This is a genomic window from Pseudomonas sp. BP6, assembly GCF_017875935.1.
Taxonomy (GTDB): domain Bacteria; phylum Pseudomonadota; class Gammaproteobacteria; order Pseudomonadales; family Pseudomonadaceae; genus Aquipseudomonas; species Aquipseudomonas putida_Y.
On sequence record NZ_JAGINI010000001.1, the window covers coordinates 3467039 to 3487181 of the forward strand.

Below are 20143 nucleotides of genomic sequence, written 5' to 3' on the forward strand. Positions count from 1 at the left end.
GGTCATACCCATCTTCCAAAAGGCGGCCCTCGCGATGCTCTCCACCCTGGCCAACAACCTGCGCAAGCGGGTCACTCAAGCCCTCCCCGGCAAACACCCCAGCTACCGGATCTTCGATGTGCATCTGAAGCGGCGAGTCGCTCTCAGCCCTTCGCTGACCCGCCTGGTGTTCAGCGGCCCGGATGTTGCTGAAATGACTACCCTAGCGCCGGACCAGCGCGTCAAGCTGCTGTTTCCCGCGCCCGACGGCTCACTGCCAAGCCTGAGCAACGAGCGGCACTGGAAGACCGCACACAGTGCCTTGCCGCCAGACCAGCGCCCGCCAATGCGCACCTATACCATCCGCACCTTGCGTCGCGAGGCGCTGGAGGTAGATATCGACTTCGTGCTGCATGGCGTCAACGGCCCAGCTTCGGCCTGGGCCACCCACGCGCAGGTGGGTGACAGCTTGCAGATAGTGGCGCCCAATCTGGCCTATGACGGGGACAACGGCGGCTATGAATGGAAACCGCCGCAGGGAGTGCGCAACATTCTGCTGGTCGGTGACGAAACCGCGCTGCCGGCCATTGCCGGCATTCTTGAGCAACTGGCCGACGACCAGCCCGGATTGGCGGTGCAGGCGTTCATCGAGGTACCGCTGGAGGCTGACTGCCTGCCTTTGCGCCATGGCAATGCTAGCCACATTCACTGGTTGCCGCGCGAGTTGCTCAATTGCGCACATGGCCAAGCCATGCAGCACGCCGTGCGCGAACTGGCCAGCCTGCCACAGGAGCCTGCCGCACCACGGGCGAAGCTGGAAGAAGTGGACATCGACACACGGATCTTGTGGGAACAGGCCAGTAGCACCAGCAGTGCGTTCCATGCCTGGGTCGCGGGGGAATCGGCGACGGTAATGGATATTCGCCGGTATCTGATCAAGGAGCGCGGGCTGCAACGAGAGTGCCTGACCCTGATGGGTTATTGGCGGGCCGGGCGGACCTTTGATTGACTTGAGATAGCCTGGGGGCGCTTTGCACCCCCGGCAATGGTTCAGACTGCCGCGATCAACGCCTCGGCAAACCGCTGCGCCACCTCGTCGATCTGCTCGCCACTGATAATCAACGGCGGCAGGAAACGCACCACCGCCCCATGTCGCCCACCCAACTCCAGGATCAGGCCGCGCTTGAGGCACTCGCGCTGCACCTTAGGCGCCAGGTCGCGGTTAGCCGGCGGGTGGCCCAGCGCATCAGGCTGGCCTTGTGGGTCGACCAGTTCCACCCCGAGCATCAGCCCACGCCCGCGAATGTCACCCAACTGCGGATAGTCCTGCTGCAACTGCAGCAGGTGCTTGCGCAAGCGCAGCCCCATAGCCTCGGCATGCTCGGCCAGGCGATGCTCGACCAAGTAATTGATCACCGCCGAACCCGCCGCCATGGCCATCTGGTTGCCACGGAAAGTGCCAGCATGTGCGCCCGGCTTCCAGGTATCCAGCCAGTCGCGGTACACCACCACCGCCAGCGGCAGACTGCCGCCGATGGCCTTGGACAAGGTGACCACGTCCGGCACGATGCCGGCATGTTCGAAGGCGAACATGCGTCCGGTGCGGGCAAAGCCGCTCTGGATCTCGTCGATGATCAGCGCCACACCGGCCTGCTCGGTGATACGGCGCACACCCCTGAGCCATTCGATATCGGCCGGGATCACACCACCCTCGCCCTGCACCACCTCAAGGATCACCGCCGCCGGCAGTGGCACGCCGCTTTCCGGGTCGAGCAGCAGGTTTTCCAGGTAATGCAGGTTGGCCTTCACCCCGGCTTCGCCGCCCAAGCCGAACGGGCAGCGGTAGTCGTACGGGTAAGGCATGAACTGCACGCCGTTACCGAGCAAGGCCCCCAGTGGCTGTTTCGGCCCATGGCTGCCCATCAGGCTCAGCGCGCCCTGGCTCATGCCATGGTAGGCGCCCTGGAAGGCCAGCACGGTGCTGCGGCCGGTGGCGCTGCGCACCAGTTTCAGCGCCGCCTCTACCGCATCAGTGCCGGTCGGGCCACAGAACTGCACCTTGGCCTCGCGGCGCAGCGCCTCGGGCAGGATGCCGAACAGGTCCTGGACGAAGCGGTCCTTGACCGGGGTGGTCAGGTCCAAGGTGTGCAGCGGCAACTCGTCAGCCAGCACCCGCTGGATCGCCTCGACCACCACCGGGTGGTTGTGGCCCAGGGCCAGGGTGCCGGCACCGGCCAGGCAGTCGATGAACTGGCGGCCTTCGACATCTTCGACGTGGATGCCACGGGCGCGCCTGAGCGCCAGCGGGATGCGCCGTGGATAGCTGCGGGCGTTGGATTCCTGTTGCTGCTGACGTTGCAGCAAGGGCGAATCGGTGAATTCGTACAAGGGCTGCGGCACGCTGGCCGGTACAACCCGGGCAAGGCTGGAAGCGGTGGGCATGGGTAAATCCTCGCGAGCAAGCGGATGGGCGGTTATCGCTTTGGAAACGCTTGAGTGAGGGGAGGATTTAGCGGTTGTTACGCCATTTTATTTGGGTCTGTGCCGGCCCTTTCGCGGGTAAACCCGCTCCTACAACCACACCGCCCGCGTAGGAGCGGGTTCACCCGCGAAGAGGCCAGCACAGGCAAACCCACCCCCACAGACCGCCACCCGCCCGTAGGAGCGGGTTCACCCGCGAAGAGGCCAGCACAGGCAACCCACCCCCACAGACCGCACCGCCCGTAGGAGCGGGTTCACCCGCGAAGAGGCCAGCACAGGCGATAAACATCAATGTCCAGGACGCGCCGGTACCTGCAACAAGACCCGCAAGCCGTCACTACGGCTGTCAAAGCGCAGGCTACCGGCACACCGCTGCACGATCGCCTGCACAATCGCCAGCCCCAATCCGCAACCACCACTCTGCCCATTGCGCCAGAAGCGCTCGGTCAGGTGCTCCAGGTCCGCTTCGGCAATCCCTGGCCCGTGGTCGCGCACCATGAAACCCACCTGGCCGTCCGCCATCTGCACCTCCAGCTCTACGGCTTCATCGCCGCCATGACGCAAGGCGTTGTCCAGCAGGTTGCGCAGCGCTGCCACCGCCAACGGTGCGGGCATGCCCAAGTAGATTTGCGTGGCCTCTTCAGGCAGGCGCAACACGATACGCCGGTTGTCGCCACCACCGGCATCCTGCACCGCCTGACGGGCCACCTGCTCGGCGCTGCACTGCACGCCATCCTCGAACGACAGGCTGCCTTCCACCCGCGCCAGCATCAGCAACTGCTCCAGCGTGCGGTGCATGCGGTCGGCGCCCTGCTCGGCATGCTCCAGCGCCTGCTCGCGCACTGCACCGTCGGTCATGCGCGCCACCTGCAGATGGGTCTTGATCGCGGTCAGCGGGCTGCGCAGTTCATGCGCGGCATCGTCGGTCAGGCGCCGCTCACGCTCGAGGGTCTGGGCAATGCGCCGGAACAACTGGTTCTGGGTTTCCAGCAACGGCTGCAACTCGCTGGGCATGCCCGCCACCTGCAGCGGCTCGACACTGTCCGCACGCCTGCGGCGCAACGCATCACGCATGCGGTTGAGCGGCTCCAGGCCCTTGCCAAGGCCGATCCACAACAGCCCCAGGCTGCCGAGCAGGGCCATCAGTACCGGCGCCGATGCCGCCAGCAGAATCGACTGGTTCAGCGCCTCGCGCTCCATATGCCGGTCGGCCGTGGTGATGCGCACATCGCCGTGGTTGTAGGTGAAGGTGCGCCAAAGCGCATCGTCGATGGTCTGGTCACGAAACCCACTGCGCTCGTCGTCCATGGCGCCATCGTGCTTGTGGTTGCTGGCAAGGATCTCGCCACGCAACGAGGTGACCTGGCAGGCCATGCCATCCGGTACGCTGAACTGGTCGGCGGAAAAATGCGCCTCCCCGCCCTTGGCGGTCAGCGGCTGCGGCAGTTGGTCGATCAGCCCGGCGACCATACGCGCCGACGCCACCAGCCGCTGGTCGAGGGAGAACATCATTTGCTGGCGCAGGTCTCGCAGCATCCACGCGGCGGCCAGTGCCCAGATGATCACGAAGGCACTGCCGAGGATCAGGCTCAGGCGCACCCGCAGGCTCATGATGCGGCCTCTTGCGGTGCCTGCGCCGGACCCAGCCGGTAGCCCAGGCCACGCACGGTCTCGACAATGCCGTTGCCCAGCTTGCGGCGCAGGTGGTGGATGTGCACGTTGAGGGCGTTGCTCTCGACTTCGTCGCTGAACCCGTACACGCAGTCTTTCAGTTGCTCGCTGGACAGCACGCGCCCGGGGTTCTGCAGCAGCGCCTGAAGCAGGGCCTGTTCGCGGCGGGACAGGTCGACATGCTGGCCGGCCAGGGTCGCCTCGCAGCTACTCGGATCATAGCGCAGCGGGCCGTGCTCGATCACGTTCACCGCCCGCCCGGCCACCCGCCGCAGCAAGGTATGCAGGCGTGCGGCCAGCTCGCGCAGATCGAAGGGCTTGAGCAGGTAATCATCGGCACCGGCCTGCAGGCCATCGACACGATCGGTGACGGCATCGCGGGCGGTGAGCACCAGTACCGGCAGGGTCTCGCCTTTTTCGCGCAGGCGGCGCAGCAGCTTTAGGCCGTCTTCGTCGGGCAGGCCAAGGTCGAGGATCATCACGTCGAACTGCGCGGCCTGCAGCATCGCCCGCGCAGCGGCGGCGTTACCCACCCGGTCCACGGTCAGGCCCTGGGCGGTGAGGCCGGCGCAGATGCCGGCGGCGATCAGGTCGTCGTCCTCGCAGAGCAGAACGTGCATGGTGGGGCTCCCGGAGTGGTGTGGCTGGTATTGCACCTTGGGCGGATTAAGGGGGGATTATGGACCTTTTGGGGAGGGTTGGGGGTAGATCGAGCGCCGCGCGGGGTCGCCGCCCTGCCCATCGCAGCCTCACCCCAATTCCCGAGCTTCTCGAACACAACAGAAACGAAGTCGCCTTTTCCTACAACTGACCCAGAAACCTCTGATCCGAATCCATGATGGGATTTCCCCCTGCACACGTTGTCAGGGAGACACCTCATGTACCTGGATTACCTCGTGCCCTCGTGGCACGAGATCGAGTCACGTGTCATCGCCATGGTGGGCTACCCAAGCGGTGGCCAGTTTCGCACCAGCCTCAATGAAGAGGTCGCCTCACTGGGCCTCAACCTGCGCCGGATCGAAGCTGTCCGCACAGCCTTCTACCACGCCTAATGGCAGGCGGCGCACATGCTGCGCCAGCGCTTCGCCGACCTCGACATCAACAGCATCGTCGACGAACTGCTGAGGGTCGTGAAGCAGATGGCGATGATCGTCGCCGGCAGCACCATTACCGGTGGCCTGCTTGGCGCGGGGGTAGGCGCATTCGCCGGCGGCGCCGGAACCATTCCGTTCGCCGGCGCAGGCGCGGCCATGGGCCTCAAGGTCAGCGGCTGGATCCTCGGTGCGCTGGGGCTGGCTTCCATTGCCGAATTCTTCATCGACGGCTTGCCGCGGATCGGCGAGTACTACGTCGATGGCATCCGCTTCGCCTGGGAAGGCACCTGCGGCAATGAAGGCACCGGCCCGTTCTGCCGGGACGACCCGTATGCGATATCCCGGGCCACGCATCAGATTGCCCAAGGCCATGTGGAAGTCGTGGTGCTGTTGTTGGGGCAATCGTGTCGTACCTCACCCGCGGGCGCGGCGATGCCCGGGTGCTGGCCCAGGAGATGGCGGCCAGCCGCAAAGGCGCGCGGTTGGGGCAATGGATTCTCCAGCATGAAGAGGGGTTGAAGAAACGGCCGGATCTGCAGGTGCCGGAGCGGCGCAAAGGGGCGATGGATGATCCGCAGCCAGTTCAGCCGAATCGGCAGGCGGGAAAAGACAAGGAGCACCCCACAGGGAAGCCCGGTAGCATGCCGTTGCATACGGTGGCGTGTTTCAAGGCGGATAAATTGCCAGCGTCGAAGCATGGCGAGTTTGAGCGGCAGTTAAAGGGACAACAAGATGGACTCAATCGGCTGACGGTTGAAGAGTTCCTGGAAAATATTGCAAATCCCATAAAGCGAGATCCAAAAACTGCGAGAAAAGCAAGACAAAAACTGTATGACGACCTAAGGAAAAGAGCTTATAGAAAACTGCCCAAGGACATGAACCCAATTGAAGCAAGAAAAATTTCAACGATGCAGGCTAAGGAAACGATGTCCTCTCTTGCTGCGCTGCACAATCCAGATCTAATCGCCGGCGGCAAGGATGTCATTTCTGACTTCGGGGATAGGCAAGTAAATTCCACTATAGGTCCCCAATGGAGAAGCAGGGTAGGAGAGCTGACAAGATCAGTCGAAGAACAAGCCAAAGATGGCCGTGCATCAGGCTTTTTAAATGTCAGACTGCACAAATGCTAACAAGATAAGGAGCGCGACAATGGACGAATTTTTCTCCCTCTTCATAGAAGAAATGGGCGAGCCGATTTTCAGGCAGGAGGTGCCACCTTCTAGCATCGAGCGCTACAGCGGTAAATTGCCGAAGAAACTGTTGGAGTACTGGGCCGAGCACGGATGGTGCGGATATGGTGATGGAATATTCTGGACGGTCAATCCGCAAGACTACGAGGGCGTAGCCGCCTCATTCATAGAAGGCACTGCGCTCGAAGGGCGAGATACCTATCATGTCATCGCTCGGGGCGCCTTTGGTGATCTCTATCTGTACGGAGAAAATTCCGGGTTTTCATTAGACATCGTAGCCCACACTTCACAATACTGCGGCAGAGTGAATGAACTTGATGCAGGCAACATGGACAAGGAGGTGCAAGGCTTCTTTCTATTGATCGAACGGGAGTCCAACAACTTTGGCGATTTATTCGAGCCTGCATATAACAAATTAGGCAAACTCGATCATGATGAGATGTATGGTTTCGTTCCAGCCTTGGCATTCGGTGGCCCCTGCGATCTTGCCCACCTAGAAAAAGTCAAAGCTGTCGAGCACTTGATACTACTTGCACAGATCTCCACCCTCGAGCCCTATAGCTTTTCTGACTTCTAAACACAGTATTGGCCGTGAAAAGCGGCGGATGAGATGCACGGCTTCGTCCGGCGTTGATGCTGGACGCGTCTGCCAGCCTGGCCAATCCTGCATGCTCCAGCGCTTGCTCGCGCACCGCACCGTCGGTCAGCCGCCGCTCACGCTCAAGGGTCTGGGCAATGCGCCGGAACAGCTGGCTCTGGGTTTCCAGCAACGTCTGCAACTCGCTGGGCATACCCGCCACCTGCAGCGGTTCGACACTGTCCGCACGCCTGCTGCGCAACGCATCACGCACGCAGTTGAGCGGCTCCAGGCCCTTGCCAAGGCCGATCCACAACAGCCCCAGGCTGCCGAGCAGGGCCATCAGTACCGGCGCCGATGCCGCCAGCAGAATCGACTGGTTCAGCGCCTCGCGCTCCATGTGCCGGTCGGCCGTGGTGATGCGCACATCGCCGTGGTTGTAGGTGAAGGTGCGCCAAAGCGCATCGTCGATGGTCTGGTCACGGAACCCGCTGCGCTCGTCGTCCATGGCACCATCGTGCTTGTGGTTGCTGGCGAGGATCTCGCCACGCAGCGAGCTGACCTGGCAGGCCATGCCATCTGCGGCGCAGGTGGTGGATGTGCACGTTCAGGGCGTTGCTCTCGACTTCGTCGCTGAAACCGTACACGCAGTCTTTCAGTTGCTCGCTGGACAGCACTCGCCCGGGTTCTGCAGCAGCGCCTGGAGCAGGGCATGCTCACGGCGGGACCCAATTCCCGAGCTTCTCGAACACAACAGAAACGAAGTCGCCCTTTCCTACAACTGACCCAGAAACCTCTGATCCGAATCCATGATGGGATTTCCCCCTGCACACGCTGTCAGGGAGACACCTCATGTACCTGGATTACCTCGTGCCCTCATGGCACGAGATCGAGTCACGTGTCATCGCCATGGTGGGGCTACCCAAGCGGTGGCCAGTTCCGCACCAGCCTCAATGAAGAGGTCGCCTCACTGGGCCTCAACCTGCGCCGGATCGAAGCTGTCCGCACAGCCTTCTACCACGCTGAATGGCAGGCGGCGCACATGCTACGCCAGCGCTTCGCAGACCTCGACATCAACAGCATCGTCGACGAACTGCTGAGGGTCGTGCAGCAGATGGCAATGATCGTCGTCGGCAGCACCATTACCGGTGGCCTGCTTGGCGCGGGGGTAGGCGCATTCGCCGGCGGCGCCGGAACCATTCCGTTCGCCGGCGCAGGCGCGGCCATGGGCCTCAAGGTCAGCGGCTGGATCCTCGGTGCGCTGGGGCTGGCTTCCATTGCCGAGTTCTTCGTCGAGGGCTTGCCGCGTATCGGCGAGTACTACGTCGATGGCATCCGCTTCGCCTGGGAAGGCACCTGCGGCAATGAAGGTACCGGCCCGTTCTGGGTCAACTCCAGCATTGGTGCTCAATGGCGAAACAGACTAGCCAGCATAAAAGAGGCTGCGGAAAAATCGCCGAAATTCGGCACCCACTCGACTTGCATGAATGTAAGACTTCATAAGTGCTAACGACAAGAGGCATCGCAAATGGATGAGGTATTCTCCATATTCCTTGACAATATAGGCGCGCCTTTTTCCCGTCGAGAGGTGCCCCCCTCCAGCATTGATCGCTATAACGGAAAACTTCCAGAGTTGTTACTTGCATACTGGAAAGAGCATGGATGGTGTGGTTTTGGCGAAGGTATATTCTGGCTGGTTAATCCACAGGAGTATGAGGGCGTTGTCTCATCCTGGACCGAGGGCACCCTCCTTGAAAACCGGGACACTTACCACTTGGTTGCCAGAAGCGCTTTCGGCGACCTGTATCTTTGGGGAGAGAACAGTGGCTTTTCAGTAAAAATCACAAGTCTTCTGTCCCGTTACACAGGTGAAAACTGCACACTCACTGAAACGGAAGCAACCAGAGAGGTCCAAAGCTTCTTTCTATCAAGAAAAAAAGAACACAACGACTTTGAAAGCCTTTTTGAGCCCGCGAAGAAAAAGCTGGGCATCTTGAAAGAAGATGAGATATATGCATTTGTTCCTGCATTGATGCTGGGAGGGCGCCCCGACCTCAAAAACCTGGAAAAACTTAAAGCAATAGAGCATTTAATTTTGCTGTCTCAAATCACCGAACTCGAACCCTACAGCTTCTCTGACTTCTGAGCACACAAAAGGACCTAAACGAATGGATGTCATCTTCAGCATTTTCCTGGAAACCTTCGGCGAACCCATCAGCCAGCAACCCGTACCACCTGCCGCTGTCGATCATTACCAAGGCAAACTCCCCAATCGCCTCCTTGAATACTGGCAAGACCACGGCTGGTGCGGCTACGGCGGCGGCTTGTTCTGGCTGGTAAATCCTCAGGAATACCAGGGTGTAGTGGCCTCTTGGTTGGCCGGTACGCACTTCGAAGAATGCGACACTTATCACCTCATCGCCCGCAGCGCTTTTGGCGACCTGTACCTATGGGGTGAGAAAACCGGTTCGGTGCTGACCATTGCGGCCTACCATTCCCGTTACCTCGATGGCGCTCATAGCTCAGGCGACGAAGAACGGGACAGCAGGATCCACGGTTTGCTCATGTGGCTGATGACCGAGTGCGTCTACTTCGACGACCTGTTCGAACCTGCCAGGGAACGGCTCGGCACCCTGGGCCCAGACGAGATGTATGGCTTTGTCCCCGCCTTGATGCTGGGAGGCCCAGACAGCCTCGAGCGTCTTGAAAAGCTGAAGGCAGTGGAGCATCTGGTGCTGCTTTCCCAACTGGGCGAACTCGAACCCTATGAACTCACTGGCGAAGAAGATGAATAGCCTTTGACGAACGCATTCAAGGGCGCACCGCATCCGGCCTATCGACATCCTGCAGCACGCCGGCATCCTCGACATCCAGCCGGACGCAACGGTCCGCATGGGCCTTCAGCACCGAACGCGCCCCTTCATCACCCTTCAGCCGGGCAAGCGCCGGCCAGAAATCACGCCCGAACAACACCGGATGGCCCTGTCGTCCGGCATGACAAGGCAGGACTATCGTTGATCCACTGGCCTCGCGTGCAAGCAAATCCAGGGTCGCGGACGCCACCCAGGGCATATCACCCAACAGAATCGCTACTGCCTGGGCCTCGCTGTCAGCCAGCGAAGCGGCCCCGGCCGCCAGGCTATGGCCCATGCCCAATGTGAAATCCGGACTGGAGACCACCCTGCACCGCGCAGGCAACCCTAGGTCCACGCCTCGCTCCCCTTCACGCAACACCACCCGCACATCATCGAACACTGCGCAGGCGCTCTCTACGCTGTGCACCAGCAAGCTTCGACCGTCAGCCAGCAGCGAACGGCGCTTGTCAGAGCCAAAACGCACACTGCTGCCTGCCGCCAATACCAACGCAACCACGCTCACAGCGCCGCCCGCTCGATGCCGTTGCGCACACGAAGGATATCGGCCAGTACCGCCAGGGCGATCTCGGCCGGGGTCTTGCTGCCCAGGTTCAGGCCAATCGGCGCATGGATGCGCGCCAGCTCGTCGCAACCCAGGCCACCAATTCGCTGCAAGCGTTCGCGACGCTTGTCGGAGGTGGCCTTGGAGCCCATCACGCCGATGTAGAACGCTTCGGTCCGCACGGCTTCAAGCATGGCCAGGTCATCGATTTTTGGATCATGGGTCAATGCCACCACTGCCGTGTCGGCATGGCAACCGCCATTGGCGATGAATTCCGACGGAAGCTCGCGGCGCACCTCAATGCCATTCAGCACTACGCCGTCGAGTACTTCATCACGCGGCTCGCAAAGGATGACCTCAAACCCCATGCCCCTGCCGAATTCGACGCAAAAATGCGCCACGCTGGAATAACCGGCCAGCAGCAGCCGCTGGGCGGCGCCGACACGCAAGCGCACCCGGGCATTTTCCCGTTCCACCCGTGGCCCCTGACTATGGTCATCGAGCAGCTGGCGGGTACCCGTAGGCAGGCTCACCTCACGCAGTATCCGGCGCTGGCCCAGCAGCGCACGTTCCAGCTCACGCAGATGCGCCTGCACCTCGCATTCAACCGGCAGGTTCTCCACCAGTACTTCAAGCACACCGCCACACGGCAGGCGAACGCGCGAACGCGGGTCGCTGCCGTCGCCATAACGCACGATGGCAACTGGCTCCGGGAATTCCCCCAGGGCCACGCGTTCGAGAAAGTCGTCTTCGACACAGCCACCGGACAGCGAGCCCAGCCACTGGCCGCTGGCGTTCACCGCCAGCAGCGAACCCGGTGCACGCGGCGCCGAGCCGTAGGTGGCGAGCACCGTGCACAACCATACCCGCTGGCCGTTGCAGGACCACTGCAAAGCCTGACGGATCACCCGTAGATCGAGATGCTGCACGCTTTACTCCGCCTTCAGCTCGGCGAGCTGCTGTACGCTCAGGTCGCCGGGCAATCCACCCCAGGCCTGGCGCAGGTAGTTGACCATATCCGTCACCTGTTGGTCATCCAGCTTGTCGGCAAAGCCCGGCATCGGCTGCATGCGCTCGAAGCCGGTGAACTGCTGTTCACGGATGCCTTCGAGGACCACCTTGACCAGGTTGCGGGAGTCGGCCTGGCGCAGCACGGTGTTGCCGCGCATGGCCACGGCGATGTGCGGCTTGCCCTCGCCGTCGACCCCATGGCAGCCGGCGCAGACGTTCAGGTACTGCTGGTGGCCACGCTTGGCACTGTCGCTCATCTGCTCCAGGGCAACAGTCTCGATAGCCTTGGCCGGCGGCGGCTGGTCGCCCAGCAGGTAGGTAGCCATGGCCGCAAGGTCTGCATCTTCCAGGTGCTGGGTGCTGTGGTGCACCACCGGGAACATCTCGTTGAACATGCTGCCCTGGGCGCTGATGCCGTGCTTGAGGAAGGTGGTCAGGTCCGGCTGGGTCCAGCCGCGCTCGGCCAGGTCCTGGGCCAGCAGGCTTGGCGCCAGGTAGCCACCCAGCAGGCCGCCGCTCAGGCGCTGGTCCTGCTGCAGCGCACCGATCGGGTTGCGCGGGGTATGGCATTCGCCACAATGGCCCATGACCTCGACCATGTACTGGCCGCGCTGCCAGGCCGGGCTTTTACCCTCGGTCGGCTGCAGTTGCACGCTCTTGCCATACAGCATGTTCCAGCCGCTGAGGCCCATGCGCACATTGAACGGGAAGCGCAGCGAGGTCTGCGGTGCCGGGCGGTTGATCGGCGGTATGGTCATCAGGTAGGCGAGGATTGCGTCCGAATCTTCACGCTTCATCAGGTGGTACGAGGTGTAAGGCATCGCAGGATAAAGGTTGGCGCCATCCTTGCGCTTGCCCTCGGTGACTGCGGCGAAGAACTCGTCGGCGCTGTAGTTGCCGATGCCGTACTGTTTGTCCGGGGTGATATTGCTGCCATAAATGGTGCCGAACGGCGAATGGATCGGCAGGCCACCCGCATACGGCGCGCCGCCTTCAGCGGTATGGCAGGCCATGCAGTCGGCCGCGCGGGCCAGGTATTCACCGCGCTTGACCTGCGCATCGTCGGCTGCCAGGGCAATCGAACTGACAGCCAGCCCGAGGACCAACGCCGAAGCGCTACGTACGAAGCCCATGTTCAACCCTCCTTGACCAGGCCGAGATCGTTGAGCACCTTGCGGGTGGCATCGTAGTAACGCACGTAGCCTGTGCAGCGGCAGATGTGGTGACCGAGGCTGGCCTCGATGCGGTCCTCCACTTCGCTCTTCTTCAGCGGCTGGCGCTGGGCCGTTTCCACCAGCACGGTAGCGGCGTTGACGAAGCCTGGTGCGCAGTAGCTGCACTGGAAGGCGAACAGGTCGACGAACTTCTGCTGGATCGGGTTGAGCGTCAGGTTACCGGCCTCGTCTTTCTTGGCATGGCCTTCGATGGTGCGAACCTTCTTGCCTTCGAAGTAATGCGCACCGGTGATGCAGGTGCGCACTTCTTCGCTGGTGCCGTCGGGGTTGTCGACGATCACCACGCAGGCGTGGCAGATGCCCTGGCCGCACCCCAGGCGCGAGCCGGTGAGGTTCTGGTGTTCGTGCAGGTAGTCGATCATCGCCAGGTCCGCGGGGACCTCGACCGGCCCGACCGGTTGACCATTGAGCGTCAGTTGCAGTGGACGGTTAGCCATTGAGGGCCTCCTTGATACGGGCTGGGGTGATGGGGAGATCGCGCACGCGCTTACCGATGGCATGCGCGACGGCATTGCCGATGGCACCGACGACCGGGATCATCACCACTTCGGCGATGCCCTTGGAGGGGTCGGTCGGTGACAGCGGCGGGAGGATTTCGCTGGTCTGCTGCCACACCGCCACATCGCGCGCATGCGGCAGGCGGTAGCGGTTGAAGTTCCAGTCGCCCTCCCCGGGCCCACCCTCGTACAACGGCATTTCTTCGGTCAGTGCATGGCCAATGCCCATGGCGATCCCGCCTTCGAGCTGGCCCTTGACCAGCTCCGGCACCAGCACCCGGCCGCACTCGACCCAGCTGTGGTGGTTGAGCACCTGCGTCTCCAAGGTGCCTTTGTTGACCTTGACCTCGACGATGGTCGCCACCGGGCTGTAGTAGGTGACCATGGCATTGTTCAACTGGGTGTCGGGGTAGGCCGCATTCTGCCGGTCGAGCAGGTGGTAGCCATGGCTGTTCATCTGCGCCTTCTTCGCATTCACCGCCCCATCGCCGTATTTCACCGCCACCGCGTCGAGCGGTAAACGCTCACGCACGCCGTCGATGACGAAGTCGGCCTCGGCCCAGCTCCAGCGGTTGAAACCGTGCACACTGGCGCCGGTGACCAAGCCCATGTCGTGGGCCTTCTGTGCGAGCTGGGCGAACGGAATCGGTTGCAGACCGTTACCAGTCAGCTCTCCGTTGACCCACACAGCATTTTCGCGGCGCACCACCAGTGGGTTGGCCTGGCCGCCATACGGGCCCTGGCTCCAGATCGCCATGGCCGCCGGCCACAGGCCATGGTTGAACAGCACACGCGCCGCTTCGCGGGTAGCATGGCTGAAGTAGAAGGCCGAGTTGGTCGCCGACGATGGCGACGCCAGCTTGCCGACCCAGCGCGGGTTGCGCAGCGCGGCGTCCTGCTCAGGCTGGCTGATCAGGTACGGGTTGCCGCTGGTGCTCAGTTGCAGCTCAGGCCATTCGGTGACTGCCGTCGTTACCTCGTCGGCCGAACGGCCAAGGAAATCGCTGACCACCAAAGCCTGGGAGGTGGACATGCCGGTACCCAGCTCGGTGCCGATGTGGCGCAGGCTGATGCGCCCGTCGCGGCTGAATTCGATGCTGGCCATCGGTGCTTCGGAGCCCGTGCCGAAGTCCTTCTGGCAAATGGCAAACCCCACCCCGTACCAGTGGTCCTGATCCTGCGCGTCCATCTGCCGCTTGCGTGCGTCGCGGTCGCGCCACCATTCATGCACAGCTGCCTTGTCGAGGATCTCGTAAAGCCGCAGGGCGCCCGCCGGCACCGCACCCTGGGTGTTCTTCATGCCCGATTTCAGCGCGTTGGCGCGGCGCAGGTCGATGGCATCGACCCCCAGGCGGCCGGCGATCTCATCCACCATCATCTCGGTGGCTGCCATGCTCTGCAGGGTGCCGTAACCACGCATGGAGCCGGCCTCGACACCACGGGAATAGTAGGCGGTAACCGACAGGTCGTTCTGCGGCATGTAGTAGATCGACTGCGCTGCAGTGGCGCCTACGGCTGCCACCGACGGGCTGTAGTTGATGCGCCCGCCGCCGTCGCAGCTCATGTCGGCGCGGAAGATCTTGAAGCTGTTGTCCTTCTTGTCCACCGCCAACTGGTAGCGGATATCGAAGGCATGGCGCTTGATGCCGCTCTGGAACTGCTCGTAGCGGTCGTTGGCCAGGCGGATCGGCACCCCGGCGCCGTACAGCGCGGCCACCGCGGCATAGAAGACGAAGATATTGTTGTCTTTTGAGCCATAGCCCACGGTATAGCCCGGGTGCATGTTCAGCGTGTTCAGGGCGAAGCGCGACGGCTTGATCATGTGCACGCATTCCTGCGCCACTTCGAACGGGCACTGGGTGGCGACCACGAAGTGCAGCGTGCCCGTGGTAGGGTCGTACCAGCCGTTGCCGTTGTCCGGCTCCAGCGCGGCAGGTTCGATGGACGGCGTCTTGTAGCGCTCGTCGAACACCAGCCAGTCCTCGGGCGGGTTGTCCAGCTGCTCGGCCATGCGCTTGGCGTAGAACAACCCCTGCTCGGTCAGGTCGCCGTGCTGGTTGGGCTGCTTCGACCACACCGGCTTGCGGTTGAGGATGGTGGGGAACAGCATGGAGTTCTTCAGGCTGGAGAACTCATCGTCGTCGAACGGCGTGGTGCCGCCCACCCGCACGAAACGGAAGCTGCCATAAGGGTCGCGCTGGTACAACGGCGCCTGGGCACCGTAACGGATCGCCTGCTGATTGAACTGCAGCTTGCGCTTGGCCTGGCGGAAGCGCTCGAAGTCGTGCCAGATCAGGATCGCCACCGGGTGGCCGATGAACATCGGCACCTTGCCGGGCGGCAGCAGCGGGTCGGGCGAATGGGCCTCGGGCCAGGCGATGCCGTCCTGTTCGAGGTCGGCGGCGGTGACGATGCGGTCCGGCTGCAGGTCGGTGCCGAGCAGGCTGAGGTCATGGCCGGCATAAATCCGGTCGACCTTGGTCGCCTTGAGCAGCAGCGCATGACCTTGCTGCGCGGGCCAGCCGGGCATGTCCTTGGCGCGGATGTCGCGCGCGAACACTTTGTCGCCGCAGACCTTGGACAAGGCATCGTTACGGAAACGCGCCTTGCCGTCGTGGTTCATCCACTTCTGCGGCGAAGTGGTAACGCGCTCCTCCATCAACGCGGCGAATGCCGGGCTGCCTAATGGCGCCATGGTCACACCGACACCAGCGATCAGGCCGCCTTGCAAAAAGGCGCGCCGGGAAATATCACGGTTGGACATGCTTGATCCTCTGGGCAGTTGGGGCCTGCCCTTTCTTTTGATTCTTGGCCTGGCTTGAGAAAACTGACCTTGGCGTCAACTTTACAGGAATTGGGTGGATATAGGCAAAGTCAAGCCGACAATGTGTCGCGGTGTGTATAGGGCAAGAGGCGGAATTCGCGCTTTGGCGGGTAGGTGTTTGCCGGGAGATTTTCAGCGCCTGGTAGGTGTTCGCCGGGAGATTTTCAGCGCCTGTGAGATCGAGCGCCGCCCGCGCGGCGCTTCGCGGGTAAACCCGCTCCTACGTTTGTTTCGGGCCAATTATTCCTGTGGGATTTGCGCGCGACCGCCTTGGCGCATGTCTCGATATCGCGTCGTACAAACAAGGCGGTCGCACGCGACTGGTGCAGGAGGGACTGGCCCGAAACAAGCGTAGGAGCGGGTTTACCCGCGAAGCGCCGCGCGGGCGGCGCTCGATCTCACAGGCGCTGAAAATCTCCCGGCAAACACCTCAAAACTCCAACGCCGCCCCTCGAAAATCCAACAACGAAGACCCTGCAAATCCAGAACAAACTCTTAATACTCCTGACCCACCCCCAACCCCAACACCCGCGTTAACCTTCATTTAATCGACCCCAGCCAGCATGGCCCCATTCCCAGATCTGCCAAGGCGAAGACATGCGCGTTCTCCTGCTCTTCCTCACACTCCTACTGGCCGGCCCGTTGCAAGCCAACCCGTTCGATGTGAAACCAGACTTCCTGCCGGTTGACCAAGCCTTCGTGCTCACCCACGACCGCCAGGCCGACGGCCAGATGCGCCTGTACTTCCAGATCAAGCCGGGCTACTACCTGTACCAGAAGCGCCTGAAGTTCGATGGCCTGCCCACCGAGCAACACCCGCAACTGCCACCGGCACTCAACCATCACGACGAGTTCTTCGGCGACAGCGCGGTGTATCGCGACCAGCTTGAACTGCTATTGCCTGCCAACGCCCAGGGTCAGTTGCGCCTGGGCTGGCAGGGCTGCGCCGATGCCGGCCTGTGCTACCCGCCGCAAACCACCTCGATCGACTTGGGTGGCAGCGTAACGCCCGCCGCCGAGCAAGCCAGCGACCAGGCCCTGGCCAGCGGCCTTCAGCAAGGCCACCTGGCCTGGAGCCTGCTGGCGTTCTTCGGCCTTGGGCTGCTGCTGGCCTTCACCCCCTGCTCGCTGCCGATGCTGCCGATCCTTGCCGGGCTGGTGCTGGGCAATGGCGCCAGTGCCCGGCGCGGCTGGCTGCTGGCCGGGGTCTATGTGCTGAGCATGGCCCTGGTGTACGCCGGGCTCGGGGTGGTTGCTGCCCTGCTGGGTGCCAGCCTGCAGGCCTGGCTGCAGCAACCCTGGCTGCTGGGTAGCCTGGCGGGGCTGTTCGTGCTGCTGGCACTGCCGATGTTCGGCGCCTTCGAACTGCAACTGCCTGCCGCCCTGCGCGACCGCCTGGACCGCGCCGGGCAAGGTACCCGTGGCGGCAACCTGTATGGCGCGGCATTGCTCGGGGCGTTGTCCGGCCTGTTGCTCGGCCCGTGCATGACTGCGCCGTTGGCCGGTGCGCTGCTGTACATCGCGCAAAGCGGTGACGTACTGCAAGGCGCGCTGGTGCTGTTCAGCCTCGGCCTGGGCATGGGCGTGCCGCTGCTGTTGCTGGTAACCCTGGGCAACCGTTACCTGCCGCGCCCGGGTGCGTGGATGAACCGGGTCAAGGGTGTGTTCGGTTTCGTGTTCCTGGCCATGGCACTGTACACCGTGCGCAGCCTGCTGCCTGCTACCTTGCTGCTGGCACTGAGCGGCGCCTGGCTGATCGCCCTGGCCTGGGCCGCCTGGCCAGCCCTGCAGCGCCTGCCGGCGTTGCGTGCAGTGCCGTTGCTCGGCGCCCTGTGGGGCGGCCTGTTGCTGGTCGGTGCGGCAGCAGGCGGCGACGACCTCTGGCAGCCACTACGCCCGTTCGCCGGGGGTGGCAGCACAGCGGCCGCTGGCCAGCATGCCGAGGACAGCTTCGTCACCGTCAGCCGCCCCGAGGACCTGCAACGTGAACTGGACGCGGCCAAAGCCCGCGGCCAGTGGGTGATGCTCGACTACTATGCCGACTGGTGCGTGTCGTGCAAAGTCATGGAAAAACAGGTGTTCGCCCGCAGCGACGTGCAGACCGGCCTGGCCGGCGTGCACCTGCTGCGCCTGGACGTGACCGCCGACAGCCCGGCCAGCAAGGCCCTGCTGCAGCGCTACCAGGTACCCGGCCCGCCCAGCATCATCTGGATCGGCCCGGAAGGCGAAGAACGCCGCGCGCGGCGCATCACCGGTGAGGTGGATGCAGCAGCGTTCCAGCAACACTGGGTCCAGACCAGGAGCCAAGGCTGATGCTGACCGTAACACTCGGGCCACTGACCATGGCCCTCAACCACCTGCTGATGCTCACCGCCCTGGTGATCGCAAGCGTGGTCGGCTGGTGGGTCGCCCGACGTGGCGGCGAGAGCCCGGAATCGGCGCTGTTCAACCTGTTCCTGATCGGCCTGCTGTGTGCCCGCGCCGGTTTCGTGCTGGCCTACTGGACGATGTACCAGGACGAACCACTGCAAATCATCGACATCCGTGATGGCGGCTTCCTGTTCTGGCCGGGCCTTGCCGGCATCGTGGCAGGTGCCCTGTGGCAGGGCTGGCGCCACCCCGGCCTGCGTCGCCCGCTAGGCTGGGCGCTGTTCAGCGGCGCACTGTTCTGGGGCCTGGCCAGCCTCGGCGGCCACCTGTACAGCAAAGGCACCGAGTTGCCCGAACTGAGCCTGCGCAACGCCGGCGGCCAGTCCGTGGCATTGCACAGCTACCGCGGCAAGCCGCTGGTCATCAATATCTGGGCCACCTGGTGTCCACCGTGTCGGCGTGAGATGCCCGTGCTGCAACAGGCACAAAGCGATTACCCGCACGTGACCTTCCTGTTCGTCAACCAGGGCGAGACCCCGGAAAACGTCAGCACCTTCCTCGCCACCACCGGCCTGAGCCTGACCCACGTGCTATTCGACGGCACCGGCCTGCTGGCCCAGCGTGTCGGCTCCATGGCCCTGCCCACCACCCTGTTCTACGACGCCAACGGGCGGCTGATCGGCAGCCACCTGGGCGAGCTGTCCCGGGCCAGCCTGCGCCACGCTCTGGAACCCTTCGAACGGGCCCTGGCGCCCGCCCCTGCCGCACAAGGAAACTGACATGCGATTGACTGCACTGCTGCCCCTGTCCCTGGCCCTGCTGGCCACCCCTGCCCTGCAGGCCGAAGAACTGCCCAAGGCGGTTCAGCAACTGCAAGCCAAAGGCGCCGTGATCAAGGGCAGCTTCGATGCGCCCAACGGCCTGCGCGGTTATGCCGCCGAGTACCAGAACAACGCCCTGGCCCTGTACCTGACCCCTGACGGCAAGCACGTACTGGTCGGCAGCCTGTTCGACGAACAGGGCAAGGACCTTAGCGCCGAGCCACTGCAGAAGCTTGTATACGCGCCGATGAGCAAGGAAATCTGGGCGAAAATGGAAAAAACCGCGTGGATCGCCGACGGCAAGGCCGACGCGCCGCGCAAGGTATACCTGTTCAGCGACCCGAACTGCCCATACTGCAACATGTTCTGGGAACAGGCGCGGCCGTGGGTGGAGTCGGGCAAGGTGCAGTTGCGCCATATCATGGTCGGCATCATCCGTGAGGACAGCCCGGGCAAGTCGGCGGCGCTGCTGGCAGCGAAAGATCCGGCCAAGGCCCTGCAGCAGCATGAAAAGGCCGGCAAGGCCAGCACCCTGAAGGCACTCGAGCAGGTGCCAGAGGCTGTGCAACAGAAGCTGGCGGCGAACATGGCGTTGATGGAAGAGATGGGGTTGCAGGCGACCCCGGCCATTTTCTATCAGGATGAGCAAGGCAACCTGCAAAGCCAGCAAGGGGCACCACGGCCGGAGATGCTTGGGAAGATTCTGGGCAAGCGCTAGTGCATGTGGTGGGGCACAGATAGAGCGCCGCGAAGCAGATGACGCGGGGCATGGCACCGGCTACGCCGGTGTTCGCGGGTGAACCCGCTCCTACGGGGCTCGCGCTAACGGCTGGATTGTGATCGCAAGGCCTGCGCGGTCGGGTGTAGGAGCGGGTTTACCCGCGAAAGGGCCGGACCTGCTGGCCAATTTCCACCAGCCGTTCACCGTTGCCGCCGCCATTGTATTCGCGGGTAAACCCGCTCCTACGCTGATCGG

At 63.0% G+C, this 20143-nt stretch carries 16 protein-coding genes and 4 pseudogenes; 10 read left to right on the plus strand and 10 right to left on the minus strand.

All coding sequences use genetic code 11. The features are described from left to right. The first annotated feature begins 34 nt into the window (after positions 1 to 34). Positions 35 to 988, plus strand: a complete 954-nt coding sequence (locus J3A98_RS15730) for a siderophore-interacting protein (RefSeq protein ID WP_209967248.1) — start codon at positions 35 to 37, stop codon at positions 986 to 988. Positions 989 to 1029: 41 nt separating this feature from the next. Here the strand turns inward: J3A98_RS15730 and J3A98_RS15735 are convergent, their stop codons facing one another. From J3A98_RS15735 to J3A98_RS15745, 3 genes are all read right to left on the minus strand, one after another. Then, positions 1030 to 2421: an aspartate aminotransferase family protein gene (locus J3A98_RS15735; RefSeq protein WP_176685671.1), complete on the minus strand. Its 1392-nt coding sequence runs from the start codon at positions 2419 to 2421 to the stop codon at positions 1030 to 1032. A 327-nt stretch (positions 2422 to 2748) separates the two neighbouring features. Further along, positions 2749 to 4071 (minus strand): ATP-binding protein, encoded by a 1323-nt coding sequence (locus tag J3A98_RS15740; RefSeq protein ID WP_176685672.1) that lies wholly within the window; start codon positions 4069 to 4071, stop codon positions 2749 to 2751. Beyond that, a complete protein-coding gene (locus J3A98_RS15745) occupies positions 4068 to 4751 on the minus strand; it encodes a response regulator transcription factor (RefSeq protein WP_004576176.1) in 684 nt (227 codons plus the stop codon). The genes J3A98_RS15740 and J3A98_RS15745 overlap by 4 nt, the downstream gene beginning before the upstream one ends. 258 nt (positions 4752 to 5009) lie before the next feature. Here J3A98_RS15745 and J3A98_RS15750 point away from each other — a divergent pair. Both J3A98_RS15750 and J3A98_RS15755 read left to right on the plus strand, forming a co-directional pair. After that, positions 5010 to 6355: pseudogene (locus J3A98_RS15750) on the plus strand (DUF6861 domain-containing protein). Positions 6356 to 6374: 19 nt separating this feature from the next. Next, the gene (locus J3A98_RS15755; RefSeq protein WP_209967250.1) at positions 6375 to 6992 is read left to right on the plus strand and encodes a GAD-like domain-containing protein; all 618 of its coding nucleotides are present in this window, start codon (positions 6375 to 6377) and stop codon (positions 6990 to 6992) included. A 127-nt stretch (positions 6993 to 7119) separates the two neighbouring features. Here the strand turns inward: J3A98_RS15755 and J3A98_RS15760 are convergent. Both J3A98_RS15760 and J3A98_RS15765 read right to left on the minus strand, forming a co-directional pair. After that, positions 7120 to 7572: pseudogene (locus J3A98_RS15760) on the minus strand (two-component sensor histidine kinase); the annotation flags it as partial. Next, positions 7571 to 7725: pseudogene (locus tag J3A98_RS15765) on the minus strand (helix-turn-helix domain-containing protein); the annotation flags it as partial. The pseudogenes J3A98_RS15760 and J3A98_RS15765, both read right to left, overlap by 2 nt. A gap of 119 nt (positions 7726 to 7844) precedes the next feature. Here J3A98_RS15765 and J3A98_RS15770 point away from each other — a divergent pair. From J3A98_RS15770 to J3A98_RS15780, 4 genes and pseudogenes are all read left to right on the plus strand, one after another. After that, a pseudogene (locus J3A98_RS15770) lies at positions 7845 to 8379 on the plus strand (DUF6861 domain-containing protein); the annotation flags it as partial. Between the two features lie 45 nt (positions 8380 to 8424). Next, entirely contained in the window at positions 8425 to 8502 is a 78-nt protein-coding gene (locus tag J3A98_RS26975) for a hypothetical protein (protein ID WP_348635637.1), read from the plus strand. 18 nt (positions 8503 to 8520) lie between these two features. Next, on the plus strand, positions 8521 to 9138 hold the full coding sequence (locus tag J3A98_RS15775; RefSeq protein WP_209967255.1) for a GAD-like domain-containing protein: 618 nt from the start codon (positions 8521 to 8523) through the stop codon (positions 9136 to 9138). Positions 9139 to 9160: 22 nt separating this feature from the next. Then, the gene (locus tag J3A98_RS15780) at positions 9161 to 9787 is read left to right on the plus strand and encodes a GAD-like domain-containing protein (RefSeq protein ID WP_209967256.1); all 627 of its coding nucleotides are present in this window, start codon (positions 9161 to 9163) and stop codon (positions 9785 to 9787) included. Between the two features lie 16 nt (positions 9788 to 9803). Here J3A98_RS15780 and J3A98_RS15785 read toward each other — a convergent pair whose 3' ends face one another. Genes J3A98_RS15785 through J3A98_RS15805 form a run of 5 tightly spaced genes read right to left on the minus strand, consistent with a single transcriptional unit; the run spans position 9804 to position 15916 of the window. Beyond that, the gene (locus J3A98_RS15785; RefSeq protein ID WP_209967258.1) at positions 9804 to 10370 is read right to left on the minus strand and encodes a nucleotidyltransferase family protein; all 567 of its coding nucleotides are present in this window, start codon (positions 10368 to 10370) and stop codon (positions 9804 to 9806) included. After that, the gene (locus J3A98_RS15790) at positions 10367 to 11338 is read right to left on the minus strand and encodes an XdhC family protein (RefSeq protein ID WP_209967260.1); all 972 of its coding nucleotides are present in this window, start codon (positions 11336 to 11338) and stop codon (positions 10367 to 10369) included. The genes J3A98_RS15785 and J3A98_RS15790 overlap by 4 nt, the downstream gene beginning before the upstream one ends. 3 nt (positions 11339 to 11341) lie before the next feature. Next, on the minus strand, positions 11342 to 12553 hold the full coding sequence (locus J3A98_RS15795) for a cytochrome c (RefSeq protein WP_209967262.1): 1212 nt from the start codon (positions 12551 to 12553) through the stop codon (positions 11342 to 11344). Positions 12554 to 12555: 2 nt separating this feature from the next. Further along, positions 12556 to 13092, minus strand: a complete 537-nt coding sequence (locus J3A98_RS15800) for a (2Fe-2S)-binding protein (RefSeq protein ID WP_003254265.1) — start codon at positions 13090 to 13092, stop codon at positions 12556 to 12558. Continuing rightward, positions 13085 to 15916: a xanthine dehydrogenase family protein molybdopterin-binding subunit gene (locus J3A98_RS15805; RefSeq protein ID WP_209967264.1), complete on the minus strand. Its 2832-nt coding sequence runs from the start codon at positions 15914 to 15916 to the stop codon at positions 13085 to 13087. Before J3A98_RS15805 ends, J3A98_RS15800 begins: the two co-directional genes overlap by 8 nt. 657 nt (positions 15917 to 16573) lie before the next feature. Between J3A98_RS15805 and dsbD the strand changes: the two genes are divergently transcribed. From dsbD to dsbG, 3 genes are read left to right on the plus strand one after another with little or no spacing between them, the layout of a single operon-like run. Further along, entirely contained in the window at positions 16574 to 18289 is a 1716-nt protein-coding gene (gene dsbD, locus J3A98_RS15810; protein WP_209967266.1) for a protein-disulfide reductase DsbD, read from the plus strand. After that, positions 18289 to 19125 (plus strand): TlpA disulfide reductase family protein, encoded by an 837-nt coding sequence (locus tag J3A98_RS15815; protein ID WP_209967269.1) that lies wholly within the window; start codon positions 18289 to 18291, stop codon positions 19123 to 19125. The genes dsbD and J3A98_RS15815 overlap by 1 nt, the downstream gene beginning before the upstream one ends. 1 nt (position 19126) lies before the next feature. Further along, positions 19127 to 19885, plus strand: a complete 759-nt coding sequence (gene dsbG, locus J3A98_RS15820; protein WP_176685682.1) for a thiol:disulfide interchange protein DsbG — start codon at positions 19127 to 19129, stop codon at positions 19883 to 19885. The last annotated feature ends 258 nt before the right edge of the window (positions 19886 to 20143 follow it).

Bases quoted from the DNA above. Each gene is read 5' to 3' on its own strand.
- J3A98_RS15755 (WP_209967250.1), top strand. From the start codon at position 6,375: ATGGACGAATTTTTCTCCCTCTTCATAGAAGAAATGGGCGAGCCGATT.
- J3A98_RS15745 (WP_004576176.1), bottom strand. From the start codon at position 4,751: ATGCACGTTCTGCTCTGCGAGGACGACGACCTGATCGCCGCCGGCATC.
- J3A98_RS15805 (WP_209967264.1), bottom strand. From the start codon at position 15,916: ATGTCCAACCGTGATATTTCCCGGCGCGCCTTTTTGCAAGGCGGCCTG.
- J3A98_RS15780 (WP_209967256.1), top strand. From the start codon at position 9,161: ATGGATGTCATCTTCAGCATTTTCCTGGAAACCTTCGGCGAACCCATC.
- J3A98_RS15795 (WP_209967262.1), bottom strand. From the start codon at position 12,553: ATGGGCTTCGTACGTAGCGCTTCGGCGTTGGTCCTCGGGCTGGCTGTC.
- J3A98_RS15775 (WP_209967255.1), top strand. From the start codon at position 8,521: ATGGATGAGGTATTCTCCATATTCCTTGACAATATAGGCGCGCCTTTT.
- J3A98_RS15800 (WP_003254265.1), bottom strand. From the start codon at position 13,092: ATGGCTAACCGTCCACTGCAACTGACGCTCAATGGTCAACCGGTCGGG.
- dsbD (WP_209967266.1), top strand. From the start codon at position 16,574: ATGCGCGTTCTCCTGCTCTTCCTCACACTCCTACTGGCCGGCCCGTTG.
- J3A98_RS15735 (WP_176685671.1), bottom strand. From the start codon at position 2,421: ATGCCCACCGCTTCCAGCCTTGCCCGGGTTGTACCGGCCAGCGTGCCG.
- J3A98_RS15740 (WP_176685672.1), bottom strand. From the start codon at position 4,071: ATGAGCCTGCGGGTGCGCCTGAGCCTGATCCTCGGCAGTGCCTTCGTG.
- J3A98_RS15815 (WP_209967269.1), top strand. From the start codon at position 18,289: ATGCTGACCGTAACACTCGGGCCACTGACCATGGCCCTCAACCACCTG.
- J3A98_RS15730 (WP_209967248.1), top strand. From the start codon at position 35: ATGCTCTCCACCCTGGCCAACAACCTGCGCAAGCGGGTCACTCAAGCC.
- dsbG (WP_176685682.1), top strand. From the start codon at position 19,127: ATGCGATTGACTGCACTGCTGCCCCTGTCCCTGGCCCTGCTGGCCACC.